At 74.5% G+C, this 17,031-nt stretch carries 12 protein-coding genes and 1 pseudogene; 9 read left to right on the forward strand and 4 right to left on the reverse strand.

Annotated features, from left to right (window positions below; translation table 11 throughout):
• Nucleotides 1-201: 201 nt before the first annotated feature.
• The gene (locus AB0P06_RS06595; protein ID WP_363605544.1) at nt 202-1,329 is read left to right on the forward strand and encodes a GuaB3 family IMP dehydrogenase-related protein; all 1,128 of its coding nucleotides are present in this window, start codon (nt 202-204) and stop codon (nt 1,327-1,329) included.
• Between the two features lie 67 nt (nt 1,330-1,396).
• On the opposite strand, the gene AB0P06_RS06600 is transcribed toward AB0P06_RS06595, so the two are convergent.
• A complete protein-coding gene (locus tag AB0P06_RS06600) occupies nt 1,397-1,963 on the reverse strand; it encodes a hypothetical protein (RefSeq protein WP_363605546.1) in 567 nt (188 codons plus the stop codon).
• Between the two features lie 251 nt (nt 1,964-2,214).
• Between AB0P06_RS06600 and AB0P06_RS06605 the strand changes: the two genes are divergently transcribed.
• A complete protein-coding gene (locus AB0P06_RS06605; protein ID WP_363605547.1) occupies nt 2,215-4,233 on the forward strand; it encodes a protein kinase in 2,019 nt (672 codons plus the stop codon).
• A 9-nt stretch (nt 4,234-4,242) separates the two neighbouring features.
• Here AB0P06_RS06605 and AB0P06_RS06610 read toward each other — a convergent pair whose 3' ends face one another.
• Entirely contained in the window at nt 4,243-4,779 is a 537-nt protein-coding gene (locus tag AB0P06_RS06610) for an SHOCT domain-containing protein (RefSeq protein ID WP_363605549.1), read from the reverse strand.
• A 57-nt stretch (nt 4,780-4,836) separates the two neighbouring features.
• On the opposite strand from AB0P06_RS06610, the gene AB0P06_RS06615 reads away from it, so the two are divergent.
• From AB0P06_RS06615 to AB0P06_RS06645, 7 genes and pseudogenes are all read left to right on the forward strand, one after another.
• A complete protein-coding gene (locus tag AB0P06_RS06615; RefSeq protein WP_363605550.1) occupies nt 4,837-5,931 on the forward strand; it encodes a protein kinase in 1,095 nt (364 codons plus the stop codon).
• A 157-nt stretch (nt 5,932-6,088) separates the two neighbouring features.
• Nucleotides 6,089-7,822, forward strand: a complete 1,734-nt coding sequence (locus AB0P06_RS06620) for a protein kinase (protein WP_363605552.1) — start codon at nt 6,089-6,091, stop codon at nt 7,820-7,822.
• 102 nt (nt 7,823-7,924) lie between these two features.
• Nucleotides 7,925-9,568 (forward strand): succinic semialdehyde dehydrogenase, encoded by a 1,644-nt coding sequence (locus tag AB0P06_RS06625; RefSeq protein ID WP_363605553.1) that lies wholly within the window; start codon nt 7,925-7,927, stop codon nt 9,566-9,568.
• A gap of 69 nt (nt 9,569-9,637) precedes the next feature.
• Nucleotides 9,638-11,443 carry a GMC family oxidoreductase gene (locus tag AB0P06_RS06630; protein ID WP_363605555.1) on the forward strand — a complete coding sequence of 602 codons (1,806 nt, stop codon included), beginning with the start codon at nt 9,638-9,640 and terminating at the stop codon, nt 11,441-11,443.
• 1,050 nt (nt 11,444-12,493) lie between these two features.
• On the forward strand, nt 12,494-14,089 hold the full coding sequence (gene guaA, locus AB0P06_RS06635; RefSeq protein ID WP_363605556.1) for a glutamine-hydrolyzing GMP synthase: 1,596 nt from the start codon (nt 12,494-12,496) through the stop codon (nt 14,087-14,089).
• 204 nt (nt 14,090-14,293) lie between these two features.
• Nucleotides 14,294-14,779: pseudogene (locus tag AB0P06_RS06640) on the forward strand (DoxX family protein); the annotation flags it as partial.
• Between the two features lie 198 nt (nt 14,780-14,977).
• Nucleotides 14,978-15,277, forward strand: coding sequence for a Rieske (2Fe-2S) protein (locus tag AB0P06_RS06645; RefSeq protein WP_363605797.1), 300 nt, complete (start codon nt 14,978-14,980; stop codon nt 15,275-15,277).
• Between the two features lie 16 nt (nt 15,278-15,293).
• On the opposite strand, the gene AB0P06_RS06650 is transcribed toward AB0P06_RS06645, so the two are convergent.
• Nucleotides 15,294-15,509 (reverse strand): hypothetical protein, encoded by a 216-nt coding sequence (locus tag AB0P06_RS06650; RefSeq protein ID WP_363605558.1) that lies wholly within the window; start codon nt 15,507-15,509, stop codon nt 15,294-15,296.
• Nucleotides 15,506-16,948 (reverse strand): PspC domain-containing protein, encoded by a 1,443-nt coding sequence (locus tag AB0P06_RS06655; protein WP_363605559.1) that lies wholly within the window; start codon nt 16,946-16,948, stop codon nt 15,506-15,508. Before AB0P06_RS06655 ends, AB0P06_RS06650 begins: the two co-directional genes overlap by 4 nt.
• Between the last annotated feature and the right edge of the window lie 83 nt (nt 16,949-17,031).

A 17,031-nucleotide genomic window follows, 5' to 3' on the forward strand; every position in this document is an offset into this window, starting at 1 on the left:
GCCCGAGGGGCCCGCCACCGCGGGCCCCTCAGGCGTGTCCGGCTCCTGCGCCGGGAGGGGCGCGCCCCTCGCCGAGCCGAAGGAGCGTGCCGAGCCGAAGGGGCGCCCCGGAGGCGAGCGCGCGAGTAACAGCGCGTGCGGGATACTGGGGACGGCCGGGGTGACCCGGCGGGTACGAGCAACAAACCAGAAGGGCTCGAAGTGACTGAGATCGAGATCGGGCGAGGCAAGCGCGGCCGCCGGGCGTATTCCTTCGACGACATCGCCGTCGTCCCCAGCCGTCGTACGCGGGACCCGAAGGAGGTCTCGATCGCCTGGCAGATCGACGCCTACCGTTTCGAGCTGCCGTTCCTGGCCGCCCCGATGGACAGCGTGGTCTCCCCGCAGCAGGCCATCACCATCGGCCGCCTCGGCGGTCTCGGTGTGCTCAACCTCGAAGGCCTGTGGACCCGCTACGAGGACCCGCAGCCGCTGCTCGACGAGATCGCCCGGCTCGACGACGAGGCCGCCGCCACCCGCCGCCTGCAGGAGATCTACGCCGCGCCGATCCGCGCCGAGCTGATCAAGCAGCGGATCCAGGAGGTGCGCGACTCCGGCGTGGTCACCGCCGCCGCGCTCTCCCCGCAGCGCACCGCAGAGTTCTCCAAGGCCGTCGTCGACGCCGGTGTCGACGTCTTCGTCATCCGCGGCACCACCGTCTCCGCCGAGCACGTCTCCGGCGCCGCCGAGCCGCTCAACCTCAAGCAGTTCATCTACGAGCTGGACGTCCCGGTCATCGTCGGCGGCTGTGCCACCTACACCGCCGCGCTGCACCTGATGCGCACCGGCGCGGCCGGCGTGCTGGTCGGCTTCGGCGGCGGCGCCGCCCACACCACCCGCGGCGTGCTCGGCATCCAGGTGCCGATGGCCACCGCCGTCGCCGACGTGGCCGCCGCCCGTCGCGACTACATGGACGAGTCCGGCGGCCGCTACGTCCACGTGATCGCGGACGGCGGCGTCGGCTACAGCGGCGACCTGGCCAAGGCCATCGCCTGCGGCGCCGACGCGGTGATGATCGGCGCGGCGCTGGCCCGGGCCACCGACGCCCCCGGCCGTGGCTTCCACTGGGGCATGGAGGCCGTCCACGAGGAGCTGCCGCGCGGCAAGCGGGTGGACCTCGGCACCGTCGGCACCACCGAGGAGATCCTCACCGGCCCGTCGCACACCCCCGACGGCACCATGAACCTGTTCGGCGCGCTGCGCCGTGCCATGGCCACCACCGGCTACTCGGAGCTCAAGGAGTTCCAGCGGGTCGAGGTGACCGTCAACCCGGCGCTCAACCACCGCTGAGCCCGGTCACGCACGGTTGACGAGGCCCCCACCGGACACCGCCCGGTGGGGGCCTCGTCGCTCCGGGTCAGTCCCGGGAGGCCGTGCGGCGGGTCAGGATGAAGCCGCCGATCAGGGCGATGCCGTAGAAGGCGACGTCCAGCAGCCGGCGGTCCTCGCGCCAGAGCGTCAGCGCGTCGCCGAGCAGCTCGCCGTACGGGGTGCCCGCCAGCTCGTGCAGACGCCGGGTCTGGCCCAGCAGCTGGCCGAGGAAGAGCGCGCCGGCCGCGAGCGCCGCGCCGAGCAGCGGCAGGACCCGGCTGTGGCCGCCCAGCCGGCCGAGCGGCCAGGCGACGGCGGCGGCCGGGGCGATCGCCAGCCAGCCGATGGTGTCCTGCACCCGGGCCGGCGCGCTGCCGTACGCCAGGGCGCCGAGCAGCATCGCGGCGGCGGCGGTCGCGGCGGCCAGGCCGGTGCGGTGGTGCCGGCCGTCGGCGGCGGGTGCGGGCGAGGGTTCGTAACCGGCCACCGGGGCGCCGGGCATACCGGGGGCGACATAGCCCTCGGGGGTGTCCGGTTCGGGCGCGACCGAGTAGTGCTGAGCCGTTCGTGGCCGTCCCGACTGGCCGTCAGCGCCCGGTGTGGGTGCGGTCATGGGCGTCGAATCCCCCCGGAAAGACTGTGAGCTGCCGAACGCTAGCAGCGCCCGGGCCCGGCCGGACAGGGGTTTCGATCACAGATCGGGCACGGAGCGCGACCGTCGTCCGGTTCGCCGGAGGTGTGGCCGGGGGCCGGGTGGTCGAGGGCCCTCGGGACAGGGGATGATGGAGGCTTGGCGTTCGGGCCCGACGCCGGGCCGACGCGCCGTCACCTCGACCGCCAGCAGCACATGGGGGAACGTTCCGAATGACCCAGGCGCAGGGTTCCACCGGCCGCCTTCTGGCCGGCCGTTACCGGCTGGACGCGGTGCTCGGGCGCGGCGGTATGGGCACCGTCTGGCGCGCCGAGGACGAAATGCTGGGCCGGATCGTCGCGGTCAAGGAACTGCGGATGAACGCCAGCGTCGAGGAGGACGAGAAGCACCGGCTGATCGTCCGTACGCTGCGCGAGGCCAAGGCCACGGCGCGGATCCGGCACAGCTCGGCGGTCACCGTCTTCGACGTGGTCGACGAGGACGACCGGCCGTGGATCGTGATGGAGCTGGTCGAGTCCCGCTCGCTGGCGGACGTGATCAAGGAGGACGGGCCGTTGGAGCCCGTCCGGGCCGCCGAGATCGCGCTCGACGTGCTGGGGGTGCTGAGCGCCGCGCACGCGCTCGGCATCCTGCACCGCGACGTGAAGCCGTCCAACGTGCTGATCGGCGAGGACGGCCGGGTGGTGCTCACCGACTTCGGCATCGCCAGTGTCGAGGGCGACGCCTCGGTCACCTCCACCGGAATGCTGGTCGGCGCGCCCTCGTACATCTCGCCGGAGCGGGCCCGGGGACAGAAGCCAGGCCCGCCGGCCGACCTGTGGTCGCTGGGCGGCACGCTGTACGCGATGGTCGAGGGCCGGCCGCCGTACGACCGGGGTTCGGCGCTGGCCACCCTCACGGCGGTGATGACCGAGGAGCTCACCACGCCGACGAACGCGGGCCCGCTGCTGCCGGTGATCGAGGGGCTGCTGGCGAAGGACCCGGTCGAGCGGCTGGACGCCTCGCAGACCCGGTCGATGCTCAAGCGGGTGGTCGCCGAGGACACCGCGCGGGCCGAGTCGACCACCGAGCACGCGATGCCGGTGCGGGCGGCGGGTGCGGCCGGGGTGACCGCTGCGGCCGGTGCGGTCGGCCAGGGCGCGTCCGGCAGCGGTGAGGACGCCGGGGACGTCAAGGGCGCCGGCGAGGACGGCAAGGACGGCGGGAGCGGCGAGGACACCGAGAACACCGAGAACACCGAGAACGCGGGCGGGGCCACCGGCAAGCGGCCGGTCGGCGGGCTGCTCGGCACCGTCCGGGTGGGCAGCCGGGCCAAGGACGAGGAGCCCGTCGCCGCGGCGGAGGCCGCGGCCGGGCCCGAGCCGGTCCAGCCGGTGAGCGGCGAGTGGACCCTGGGCGCGACCCAGGCGGCCGGTGCGGACCCGCGCAAGGGCCGGCGGCGGCTGGCCGTGGTCGCGGTGGTACTGGTGGTGCTGCTGATCGCCGGGACGGTGGCGCTGGTGCGGGCGTTCGGCGGCTCCGACAACGGGGCGGCGCAGGGATCCGGAGTCACCGTCGGGCTGTCGACCGGCGCGGACGCCCCGCCGGTGGACACGCCCCCGGCGGACACGCCCCCGGCCGGGACGGAACCGGCGAGCGGCGCCCCGGAGGCGACCACGCCCGCCGCCCCGAGCACCGCCCCGACCACGCCGTCCGCCGTCACCACGACCGCCGAGCAGACCGTCGCCCCGCCCGCCCCGGCGCCGTCGTCGGCCCCGCCGGCCCCGCCGGCCCCGGCCGGTGCGGCCGTGCCGGCCGGGTACCACGCGTACAAGGACCCGTCCGGTTTCTCGATCGTGCTGCCGGACTGGCTGGAATCGGCCGGCTCCGACTCCGTCCGGCACATCTTCAAGGGCGGCGGCAGCACCCTGACCGTGGAGTGGACCACCAGCCCCGGCCCGGACGCCCTCGCCGACTGGAAGGAGTCCGAGCCCGGGCTCCGCGGCCGCGTCACCAACTACCAGCGGGTGGTCCTGCAGGCCGTCAACTACCGCGAGTGGACCAACGCCGCCGACTGGGAGTGGACGTCCGGCAGCCCCCGCACGCACTCGCTCAACCGGGGCTTCGTCACCGGCACCCCGGCCAAGTACGGCTACGCCATCTACTGGACCACCCCGGACACGGACTGGAACGCACCGCAGAACGTCCAGGCCAGGGAGACCGCCTTCGCGACCTTCCAGCCCGCGCCGTAGCCGGGGTGCTCAGCCGATCAGGCGTTGCTTGGCGCGGCCGAACTCCTCGTCGGTGAGGGCCCCCGCGGTGTGCAGGGCGGCCAACCGCTCCAGCTGGTCGAGCAGTTCGGCACCGGTGGAGGGCGCGGCGGCCGGGGCGGGGGCGAGGGACTTGGGCGTAGCGTTACGGGACAGCCGGGCGGCCGCCCGGATCTGCTCGGCGAAGACCTCGGCCTTGGCCACGTCCTCGAACCGGTGCGAGCCGGTGAGCGCGACCACCAGCAGCACCTCGCCGTTGAACCGGGTCCTGGTCACGGTGGCGTCCGTGACCGCCGAAAGCGGAACCGGGACCGGCGGTTTTCCGTCCTTGAGGAAGAGCAGCCGGTGGGTGGTGAGGACCAGCACGCCCTTGCGGAAGTGGTCGGGATGGCGCCCGGCCGTGGATGCGACCGGCTTTTCGTCGGGTGCGACGTTCGCCTCGACGGTGCGCAGGGCCTCCGCCCGGGTGTCGCTGTTGTTGTTGCCGGCCACGTCGAAGGCCGCGTCGATCAGATCGGTCCAGTCCATGGGATCGAGCGTAATGCGGCAGACAATTAGGCTGGGCGGCGAGCGAGAGGAACACGCATGCGAGCGGTCCCGGGGCAGATGCTGGCGGGTCGTTACCGGCTGACGGATCATCCGGAGGCGGCGCGCGCGCTCGCCGTGGACGAGCGGACGGGAGCCCTCGTCCTGTTGCGCGGCCTGGAGCTGCCGGGCCTGCTGACGAGCGGTCACGATCCCGACGACCCGGTGCCCGAGCAGGGCGAGCGGCTGGTCCGCCGGGTGGGGGCGGTGGGCGCGGCCGCGGCGACGCATCCCCGGCTGCTGCAGGGGGTCGGGGCGTTCGTCGAGGGCGAGCTGCTCTGGACGGTCGAGGAGTGGCCGGCCGGGGTGCCGCTGTCCGAGCAGGCCGCGGCCGGGCCGGTCCCGCCGTACCGGGTGGCCGAGGTGGCGGCGGACCTGTCGGGCGCGCTGCGGGCGCTGCACGAGGCGGGCCTCGCGCACGGCAACCTGACCACCGAGTCGGTGCTGGTCTGCGAGGACGGCGCGGCGCTGCTGGGCGGGCTGCTGTCCGGGGTGGCGCAGGAGGCGCTGGCCGAGGAGCTGGGCGGGCCCGGTGGGCGCCGCCGGTACGAGGTGCGGGCCACCCTGGTCGGCCCGGTGGCGGAGCGCTGGCCGCTGGACGGCGGCCCGGCGGGCGACTGCTGGGCGCTCGGCGTGCTGATGCAGCGGCTGGTGACCGGCCGTTCGCCGTTCCCGGACCACGGGGTGCCGGAGCTGGTGACGGCGGTGCGCGACGGGCGACGGGAGCCGGCCGCGGTGTGCGGGCCGCTGGCGCCGCTGGTGGAGCGGCTGCTCCAGCCCGATCCGGCGCTGCGGCCGACGGCGGCGCAGATCCAGCGGGAGCTGGCGGACCTGCTGGCGGGCGCGCCGGAGCCGGTCGACGAGGAACGGGCGGCCGGGCTGCTCACGGTGAAGCCGGAGGGCCCGTTGGTGCCGCTGACACCGCGTCGGCGCGGCCGGGGCGGGCCCGGCCGGGAGCCGGTGGCGGCGGAGACCGGCCCGGAGCCGGCCCGGCCGCCGCGGGTGCCGCCGGCGCTACTGGGCCCGCTGCTGGTCGCCGGGGTGTTCCTGCTGCTGGTGCTCGGGGTGGCGGCTGTGGTGCTGTTCGCAGGCTGACGGTGCCCGCCCGGGAAGCCGTCGCGGTACGGCGGACGGGGGTGATTACCGGGGTGGGGGCGGTGCGCCTAGTGTGTGCGTGGGATTTGTTCGAACTGTGGTCTGCACCAGGCCCTCCGTCGCGGTGACGGCGGTGGATGAGGGGGAGCGGTCGCCGATGGGCGTGCAGGACCGGCCGGAGGCGGCCGAGGTGGAGCGGCTGCTGGCCGGGCGCTACGAGCTGGGCGACCGGCTCGGCCGGGGCGGCATGGGCACGGTCTGGCGGGCCTGGGACCGGATGCTGGACCGCGAGGTGGCGGTCAAGGAGCTCACTGTCAGTCACCTCCCCGAGGAGGAGCTGCAGATCCTGCACGCCCGGATGAAGCGGGAGGCCAGCGCGGCCGCCCGGATCAAGCACCCCGGCGTGATCACCGTCCACGACGTGCTGGAGCAGGACGGCCGCCCGTGGATCGTGATGGAGCTGGTCGACGGCCGCTCGCTGGCCGACGTGATCAGCCAGGACGGCACCTTGCAGCCGCGCGCCGTCGCCGAGGTCGGCAGCCAGGTGCTGGCCGCGCTGCACCGGGGCCACCAACTGGGCGTACTGCACCGGGACGTGAAGCCGGCCAACGTGCTGCTGGAGCGCGGGACCGGCCGGGTGGTGCTGCTGGACTTCGGGATCGCCACCTACGAGGGCTCGGCCGAGCTGACCCGGCCCGGGGACCTGGTCGGTTCGCCCGACTACCTGGCGCCGGAGCGGGCCCAGGGCGAGCGGCCGGGACCGGCCTCCGACCTGTGGGGCCTCGGGGCGACCCTGTACGCCGCGGTGGAGGGCGAGTCGCCGTTCCGCCGGACCTCGCCGCTGACCACCCTGGCCGCCGTGGTGGCCGAGCCGCTGCCGGAGCCGCGCCGGGCCGGGCCGCTGGGCCCGGTGCTGGCCGCGCTGATGGCCAAGGACCCGGCCGACCGTCCGGCCGCGGACGAGGCGGCCCGGATGCTGGCCGAGGTGCAGGCCGGGCACACCATCGGCCTGAAGGCCGTCGCGCCGCTCAAGATGCCGACCCGGTCGGTGCCGTTGGTGGACCGCAACGGGGAGCCGTCCGAGTCGGCTTCCGCCGTCGAGCCGGAGCCACCGACCGGGTCGCAGCCGGCCGCGGCAGGGGCGGACGGCGCGGGCGGGGTGGACGGGACGGACGGCGCGGGCGGCGCCGTCGTCGGCTCCCCGGCGCCCGTGGAGGTACCCACCGGGCCCACCGCGCCGGTGGTGCACCCCGTCGCGCCCGCGCGCGGCCCGGCCAAGCGCCGCACCGTACTGCGGCTCGCCCTGATCGGCCTGGCCGTCGCCGTGCTCGCGGCCGGGGCCACCTTCCTGGTGACCCGTCACCACGACGCCCCGGTCACGGAGCTCACCCCGGCCGTCTCCGGCGAGCCGAAGGCCGGCGCCCCCGGCAACGCGGAACCGGCGCCCCTCGGCTACCGCTGGGTGGACGACCCGGCGGGCTTCCGCTTCCCGCTGCCGGTCGCCACCCCGGCCTGGCAGCGCAGCACGGACAACGCGAACCAGATCTTCTACAGCCCCGACAACAAGACGCACTACCTGCAGTTCGCCGTCACCGTCGGCCAGTCGGTCAAGCCGCTGGAGCACCTGCGGCAGATGGAGACCACCGTCTCCAAGCTGAAGGACTACCGCCAGCACAAGCTGACCAGCGTCGGGGTGAACGGCCACGACGCGGCGGTCTGGGAGTTCAGCTACGCGGCCAAGGAGGGTGGCCGGCGGCGGGCGATCGAGGCGGAGTTCATCGACGGCGACGGCACCGGCTACGCCGTCTACCTGTCCTGCCCGGACGCGGACTGGCCCGAGGGCGAGCGGCGGTTCACCACGGTGCTCAACGACTTCACCCCGACCCGCTGAACCCGTTCGGCGGGCGCGCGCGGCGGCGCGCGCGCCCGACACGGGCGGTTTCTTGTTACCGGCGGGTACCGAACCGGCCGCCGAGCGCCTAGGCTGCGCCGTATGACGGACCTCACAGCAGATGCAGCGGCCACTGAGCACACCGGCGACGGCTCGGCGGCCCGCAACCCGGTCGCGCCCGGCGGCGGCCGCACCGTCGCCTCGGCCGTCCCGGCCTCGCTGGTCTCCCGCCTGGCCGGCGGCGTCACGGCCACCGGCGAGCCGCACCTGGTGGAGACCGTCGCCCCGCTGACCGGCGAGCGGCTGGCGAGCCTGCCGCAGTCCACCCCGGCCGACGTCGAGGTCGCGTACGAGCTGGCCCGGCGCGCCCAGCCCGCCTGGGCCGCGCTGCCGGTGCGCCGCCGGGCCGCCGTCCTGCTGCGCTTCCACGGCCTGCTGCTCAAGCGACAGGACGAGGTGCTGGACCTGATCCAGGCCGAGACCGGCAAGGCCCGGCTGCACGCCTTCGAGGAGGTGCTGGCCGTCGCCATGGCGGCCCGGCACTACGGGCGCGCCGCCCACGCGTACCTGCGCGACAAGCGGCACGGCGGGGCGCTGCCGGTGCTGACCCGGGCGGTCGAGGCCCGCCGGCCCAAGGGTGTCATCGGGCACATCTCGCCCTGGAACTACCCGCTGGAGCTGTCCATCGGCGACGCCCTGCCCGCCTTCGTGGCCGGCAACGCGGTGGTCAACAAGCCGGACACGCAGACCGCGCTGACCGCGCTCTGGGCCCGGGAACTGCTGGTCGAGGCCGGGCTGCCGGCCGACCTCTGGCAGATCGTGGTCGGCGACGGCCCGGTGGTCGGCCCGGCCGTGGTCGAGCACGCCGACTACGTCTCGTTCACCGGCTCCACCCGGACCGGCCGGGACGTCGCCCAGCGCGCCGCCGCCCGGCTGGTCGGCGCCTCGCTCGAACTCGGCGGCAAGAACGCCATGCTGGTGCTCGCCGACGCCGACCTGGACCGGGCCGCCGAGGGCGCCGTCCGGGCCTGCTTCTCCTCGGCCGGCCAGCTCTGCATCGCGATCGAACGCCTGCTGGTGCACCGCTCGGTGGCCGAGGAGTTCCTGGCGAGGTTCGCCGAGCGGACCCGGGCGCTGCGCCTGGGCGGCGGCCTCGCGTACGGCGCGGACATGGGATCGCTGGTCTCGGTACGGCAGTTGGACGCCACCACGCGGCACGTGGACGAGGCGGTCAAGGGCGGCGCCACGGTGCTGGCCGGCGGCCGGGCCCGGCCGGACCTCGGCCCGTTCTTCTACGAGCCGACCATCCTGGACGGCGTCACCCCGGAGATGGCGGTCTGCGCCGAGGAGACCTTCGGCCCGGTGGTCTCGGTCTACCGCTTCGACACCGAGGAGGAGGCGGTGGCCGCCGCCAACTCCACCGCGTACGGGCTGAACTCCAGTGTCTGGACGAGGGATTCGCGGCGTGGCCGGGCCGTCGCGGCCCGCCTGCGCACCGGCACGGTCAACATCAACGAGGGCTACGCGGCGGCGTACGGCTCGGTCTCCGCGCCGATGGGCGGGATGGGGGAGTCCGGGCTCGGCCGGCGGCACGGCGCCGACGGCATCCTGCGGTTCACCGAGGCGCAGACCATCGCCGGCCAGCGGCTGGTGCCGCTCGCGCCCGCGTTCGGCCTGGACGACCGGCAGTTCGCCGCGGTGTTCACCGGCGGGCTGCGGGTGCTGAAGGCGCTGCGCTTCCGGTAGCCGCGCCCGCCGGGCGGCTCGTCCGGTCCGTCCCCGACGTCAGTTCTTTTCCCGAAGGAGCGGTGGCACATGGTGGGGTCCAGCGGTGCGGCGGACTTCGACTACGACGTGGTCGTGGTCGGCTCCGGCTTCGGCGGCTCGGTCGCCGCGCTCCGGCTGACCGAGAAGGGCTACCGGGTGGCCGTCCTGGAGGCCGGGCGGCGCTTCGACCGCGACGAACTGCCCCGGAACTCCTGGGCCCTGGCCGACTACCTGTGGGCCCCCCGGCTCGGCCTGTACGGCATCCAGCGGATCCATCTGCTGGCCAACGTGCTGATCCTGGCCGGCGCCGGGGTCGGCGGCGGCTCGCTGAACTACGCCAACACCCTGTACGTGCCGCCGAAGGCGTTCTTCGAGGACCGCCAGTGGCGCCACATCACCGACTGGCAGGAGGAGCTGGCGCCCTTCTACGACCAGGCGCAGCGGATGCTCGGGGTGCGGCTGAACCCGACCGTCACCCCGTCCGACGTCCACCTCAGGGCGGCCGCCGAGCGGATGGGCGTCGGGCACACCTTCCACCTGGCGCCGGTCGGGGTCTTCTTCGGTGACGGAAAGGACGCCGAAGGGAGGGCCAGGGCGGCCCCGGGCGCCGAGACCGAGGACCCGTACTTCGGCGGCGCCGGTCCGAAGCGGCGGGCCTGCGTGGAGTGCGGCGAGTGCATGACCGGCTGCCGGCACGGCGCCAAGAACATGCTCACCGAGAACTACCTGTACCTGGCCGAGCGCGGCGGCGCCGAGATCCACCCGCTCACCACGGTGGCCCGGATCCGCGAGCACCGGGGCGCGGACGGGAGCCCGGGCTACGCGGTGGACCTACGCCGGACCGACGCGCGCTCCACCACCGACCGGGTGAAGGCGGGGGCGCGGACCGTCACCGCCGCCCGGGTGGTCGTCGCGGCCGGCACCTACGGCACCCAGTCGCTGCTGCACCGGATGCGCGACGGCGGCCACCTGCCCCGGATCTCCGGCCGGCTCGGCGAACTGACCCGCACCAACTCCGAGGCGCTGGTCGGCGCGCAGACCACGGACCGGCGGTACGGCTCCCGGGCGGACTTCACCCGGGGCGTCGCGATCACCTCATCGATCCACCCGGACGAGAACACCCACATCGAACCGGTGCGCTACGGCAAGGGCTCCAACGCCATGGGCGCGCTGTCGATCATGCAGGTCAAGGGCGGTGGCCGGACCCCGCGCTGGCTGCGCTACCTGGGGACGGCGGCCCGGCACCCGGTGACCTTCGCCCGGTCGATGGACCAGCACCGCTGGTCGGAGAAGACCATCATCGGCCTGGTGATGCAGTCCCTGGACAACTCGATCACCGTCTCGCTGAAGAAGAAGGGCCTCGGCAGGAGCCGGCTGACGTCCACCCAGGGCCACGGCGCGCCCAACCCGACCTGGATCCCGGCCGCCGAGCAGGGCGCCCGGGCGCTGGCCGACGAGATCAACGGCTTCGCCGGCGGCACCGTCGGCGAGATCTTCGACATCCCGATGACGGCGCACTTCCTCGGCGGCTGCCCGATCGGCGACACCCCGGAGAGCGGCGTGGTCGACCCGTACCACCGGCTGCACGGGCACCCCGGGATCAGCGTGGTGGACGGCTCGGCGGTCTCCGCGAACCTCGGGGTGAACCCCTCGCTGACGATCACCGCACAGGCCGAGCGGGCGATGTCGATGTGGCCCAACAAGGGCGAGGAGGACCCGCGCCCGGCTCCGGGCGAGGAGTACCGGCGGGTCGCCCCGGTGGCGCCGGTGCGGCCGGCCGTTCCGCAGGACGCCTTCGGCGCGCTGCGGCTGCCGCTGCTCGCCGTGCCGGAGGTTCCGAGGAAGCGGCCCTGAAGGGCCGGTGCCGCCGCAGGGTCCGCGGTGACCCCGAGCCGTCGGGACCAGGCCGGCCCGGGCCCGGACAGGGCAAAGGGCCCCGCGGGGGAACGGGGCCCTTTGTCGCTCAGCACTCGGCGTCAGGGCGGCGCCGGTGCTGGAGGTGACGGCGCCGGGGGAGGAGCGCCGTCGGGTCGGTCGGATTCTGGGTCGCGCCGTCGCGGCTCCGGCGTGGATGGGCCGGTCGCGCGGGGCGCGCACGCTCGCGGCGCGGCGGTTCGGCGCGCGTGTCTGCGCCGGGCCTTCGCTCACGGAGCGTGAGGTGAAAATCGTTGCCGCCTCGGGTCTTGGCGGCATCGGGGGACGGCCTCCGCGAAGGGCCTCGGGCCCGCCGGGAGAACTGCTTCCAAGCAGCATCGTGCTGGACGAAGGGCTTGTTCTGCAACCGATTCGGCGTACTTCGGTACAGTCCATTTTCGGCCCGGCCGGTTCGGGAGGGCTGTGCCCGTCCGCGTGGGAGGCTCCGACGGGCACAGCGGTGATCACGGTGCGTAGTGATGGTGGTCGGCCGGAGCGCACGGGGACGCGCGTAGCGGCGTGGGACGGCAAAGGGCATGCGCCGGGGTGCGACGGTCGGCCTCCGGGCGTCCCCGGGGACCGACCGCCCCACCTTCCTGATTCCAGTCGCGGCCGGGTTCGCTGTCCCCTGCTGGCCGACCGCCGCACCGGCGCACGGTCCCACGGCGCACCGCTCCCGGCGGGGCCGGGACCGCGGCGGCGCCACGCGCGCCGGTGGACTGGGATGAGCTCCACGCGTGGTCCTGCAAGCCCGTACGGCAGCGCCCCTGCCGGGGCGGAGGCGGCGCACCTGGCGGGCGCGGCGCGGTCGTACGGTCGTCTGGAGCAACGAACCGGCCACCCGGCCGGTCACGGTCCCGGCGGCGGGCAGACGAGTGAAACCGGGCCGCCCGGTAGACTCGGCCCTAGACCCCCAGCCCGTCGCCCGCCGCCACCCTTGTAGGACGCGTGGCGCGCGACACCTTTCGTACCGCTGCCGGAAGGCCGTCCGTGTCCTCTGCTATTCCCGACCAGTCCGTACCTGAGACCGACACCGTCCTGGTCGTCGACTTCGGTGCCCAGTACGCCCAGCTCATCGCCCGCCGGGTGCGTGAGGCCAGGGTCTACAGCGAGATCGTGCCGAGCACCATGCCGGTCGCCGAGATGCTCGCCAAGAACCCGAAGGCGATCATCCTCTCCGGCGGCCCGTCGTCGGTCTACGAGGAGGGCGCGCCGCGGATCGACCGCGCGATCTTCGAGGCCGGCGTGCCGGTCTTCGGCATGTGCTACGGCTTCCAGCTGATGGCCGTGACGCTCGGCGGCACCGTCGACAACACCGGCGCCCGCGAGTACGGCCGCACCCCGCTGACCGTCTCCCGCGCCGGTTCCACCCTGTTCGAGGGCGTCCCGGCGCAGCACTCGGTGTGGATGTCGCACGGCGACGCCTGCTCCGCCGCCCCCGAGGGCTTCGTGGTCACCGCCTCCACCGGCGTGGTGCCCGTCGCGGCCTTCGAGAACGACGAGGCCCGCCTCTACGGCGTCCAGTACCACCCCGAGGTGCTGCACTCCGACCACGGCCAGCAGATCCTGGAGCACTTCCTCTACCGCGGCGCCGGCCTGGCGCCGACCTGGACGACCGGCAACGTCGTCGAGGAGCAGGTCGCGCTGATCCGCGCCCAGGTCGGCGACAAGCGCGCCATCTGCGGCCTCTCCGGCGGCGTCGACTCCGCGGTCGCGGCGGCCCTGGTCAACAAGGCCATCGGCGAGAAGCTGACCTGCGTGTACGTCGACCACGGCCTGATGCGCAAGGGCGAGACCGAGCAGGTCGAGAAGGACTTCGTCGCGGCCACCGGCGTCCAGCTGAAGGTCGTCGACGCGCAGGAGCGGTTCCTGACCGCGCTCGCCGGGGTCAGCGACCCCGAGGAGAAGCGCAAGATCATCGGCCGGGAGTTCATCCGGGTCTTCGAGCAGGCCCAGGCCGAGATCGTGGCCGAGGCCGGCGAGCACGGCGAGTCGGTGGAGTTCCTGGTCCAGGGCACCCTGTACCCGGACGTGGTGGAGTCCGGCGGCGGCACCGGCACCGCCAACATCAAGTCCCACCACAACGTCGGCGGCCTGCCCGAGGACCTGCAGTTCCAGCTGGTCGAGCCGCTGCGCAAGCTGTTCAAGGACGAGGTCCGGATGGTCGGCCAGGAGCTCGGCCTGCCGGACGAGATCGTCCAGCGCCAGCCGTTCCCGGGCCCGGGCCTGGGCATCCGGATCGTCGGCGAGGTCACCAAGGAGCGCCTGGACCTGCTCCGCGACGCCGACGCGATCGCCCGCGAGGAGCTGACCGCGGCCGGTCTGGACCGCGAGATCTGGCAGTGCCCGGTCGTGCTGCTCGCCGACGTGCGCAGCGTCGGGGTCCAGGGCGACGGCCGTACCTACGGTCACCCGATCGTGCTGCGTCCGGTGTCCTCCGAGGACGCCATGACGGCCGACTGGTCGCGGCTGCCGTACGACGTGCTGGCGAAGATCTCCACCCGGATCACCAACGAGGTCCGCGACGTGAACCGCGTGGTGGTGGACGTCACCAGCAAGCCGCCGGGCACCATCGAGTGGGAGTGACCGCTCCCCGCCGGCACTGAGCGGCCGCGCCGTCGTTCCCGTGGACAAGGGAGCGGCGGCGCGGCCGTTCGCGGTGTACCGGGCGCCGGACGGGTGGGACCTCCCACCGAAAGCGCTCGCGACCGTGCAGAATGCGGACCGGACCTGCCCGGGCGTGGCAGGCAGGGAAGGAAGGTGTGAGCGATGTCGGAGGCCAGCAGCTCCATGGTGGCCGGCGGGGGAGCGGCCGGCCGGGCGGTCCGGCGCAAGAACCTCGCCTCGCGGTACGCGCTGCTGCCGGTGCGGATCTTCCTCGGCGTCACCTTCGTCTACGCGGCGCTGGACAAGCTCTCCGACTCGCACTACCTGGCCGGCGCGGGCGACCCGGCGTCGTTCGTCTCGCAGACCCAGGCGGTCAGGGACAGCAGCCCGGTCTCCTTCCTGCTCGGCGCCGCCCTGCACGCGCCGACCCCGTTCGCGCTGGCCATCGCCTTCGGCGAGCTGGCGGTCGGCCTCGGCACCCTGGTCGGCCTCTGGGGCCGGGCCGCGGCGCTCGGCGGGGCGCTGATCAGCCTCAGCCTCTGGCTGACCGTCAGCTGGAACGTCTCGCCGTACTACCTCGGCAACGACCTGGCCTACCTGATGGCCTGGACGCCGCTGGTGCTGGCCGGCACCCCGTACCTGTCGGTGGACGGCTACCTCGCCCGGCGGTCGGCCCGGGACCGTGCGCGCGGGCTGCGTGAGCAGCACGTCAGGCGGCGGTCGGTGGTGGACGGTGGCATCGCGGCCGTCGCGATCGGCGGCGGGGGGCTGCTCACCGGTTCGCTGACGGCCACCTTCGGGCGCCCCAAGCAGGCGGCCGTGCCCCAGCGGTCCGCCCCGGCCGGTCCCGCCGCGCCGGCCGTCTCGGTGGCCGCCGCGAGCGTCCCGGTCGGCGGCTCGGCCCAGGTCAAGGACCCGGCCACCGGCGACGCCGTCTACATCGTCCAGCCCAAGGCGGGCCAGTACTGCGCCTTCTCCGCGGTGTGCACGCACTCCGGCTGCGCGGTCGACGCGCCGAAGAACGGGCAGCTGTACTGCCCGTGCCACGGCTCCCGGTTCGACGCGGCCACCGGCGCCGTGGTCAACGGGCCGGCCACCAAGGCGCTGCCCAGGTACGGCGTCACCAAGGACGGCGACAAGCTGAACCTCGGGCCGCTGCAGAGCTGACGCCCCCAGGGCGTGCTCAGTCCCGGCGGGGCTCGTCGCAGCGGCCGCGCCGGGTCATCGCCGCGACCGCCCCGGCCAGGCCGCCGACGCCCAGCACGATGAACGTCACCGGGATGACGATCCGGCCGTTCACCGTGATGTCGTTCAGCGACGCGACCAGGTAGAGCACCGCGATCACGGTGAACAGTCCGCCCGCGATCAGCGAGAACAGGTCGAGCTGGTGCTTCCTCACGACTGGACCACCTTGATCTCGCCGAGCCCGACCGTCAGCTGGAGGTCGAGCGTGCCCTTGGATGTCTGACCGTTCAACGGCTGGTACTGGTACGTACGGGTGGTCCGGTCACTGGTGACCGGCTCACCGGGCGCCCGGACGTTGCCGAGCACGACGCGGGTCCGCAGGTTCACCGTCACGTCCGACGGCAGCGTGACGGTCAGGTTGCCCATGCCCAGCTGCACGGTGGTGCCCACGGCGGCACCGGCCGGGTCCAGCCCGGCCAGGTCCAGCTCGATGTCGCCGGCCCCGAGGACGTACGTGGGCTCCAGCTCGCTCGCCGAGACGACGCTCCAGCTGCGATGGCCGGCCGCGTTCTGCATCGAGACCGACGAGTGACCGACGAAGCTCAGCGCCAGAGTGAGCAGCAGCCCCACCACGGTCAGCCGCCGGGCCCGGCCGAACTTCGCGCCGACCAGCAGCGTCAGACCGACCACCAGCAGGGCGGTCGCCAGCACGGTGGCGTTCAGCACCGTGGTGCTGCGGTCCGCCGAGGCCGACCAGACGGCGGTCGCCGCACCCACCGCCACCAGCAGGCCGAAGAAGCCGAGCGCCGAGCGCTCGCACCGGCGGTGCACCACCGGGGGGGCCGCGGGGGGCGCCGCCGGGCCGCCCTTGCGCAGCGGATCGCCCTGCGGCAGGTCGGGGCGCCGCCACCAGGGCTCCGCCTGCGGCCCGGCCGGCGGGACGGGTGTGCCGTGCGGAGCGGCGGCGCCGTCGTACGGGTTGCGCTCGGGGTGGCGCGGATCCCACAGGTAGCCGCTCGGCCCGGTGTGCGGGGTGTCGGCCGGGACCGTTCCGGCCGCCCGCTCCTCGGCGTGCCGCGCCCGCGCCCGCTGGTCCTCGGCCGGCCGCGGCCAGGAGTAGGCGGAGCCCGACGGCTCCTGCTCCGGGAAGTGCCGGTCGAACGGGCCGCCGTGGCGCTCCCGGCCGCGCCGGCGGCCTCGGCGGCGCTCCGGGTCGTAGCGGACCGCGAGGAAGACCAGGGCCCCGAGCAGCAGCAGCGGGAACATCTGGTCCCCGTCGCCCATGGAGGAGAAGAACACCCCGGTGCCGATCACGGTCAGCAGCACCGCGCCGACCGACTGGCCGTCCACCCGGCCGGTGAGCACCCGCTGGAGCTCGGTGCGGCCCGCCGTGCGGCCGCCCTTGCCGTCCGGGACCGGCTCGGTCGGGACGATCAGCCAGGCCAGCCCGTACAGGAACAGCCCGAGGCCGCCGGAGAGGCAGAGCACGGCCGTCACGACACGGAAGACCACCGGGTCGATGTCCAGATGCCGGCCCAGGCCGCCGCAGACACCGGCCACCACGCGGCGGTGCTCGGTCCGGGTCAGCGGGGGGCGTTCCGGCTCGGGCGGGGAGTTCGGCCCGGTCTCCTGGAGGGGGTGGTCTTCGGTCATGTCCACCATCCTGGTGGCTGCCGGGCCCCGGCCCAACCGGTCCGAGCCCTGTCCGGACCCTGACTTGTCCCTGAGAGAGGGTA

Source organism: Kitasatospora sp. NPDC088351 (assembly GCF_040685575.1).
Taxonomy (GTDB): Bacteria; Actinomycetota; Actinomycetes; order Streptomycetales; family Streptomycetaceae; genus Kitasatospora.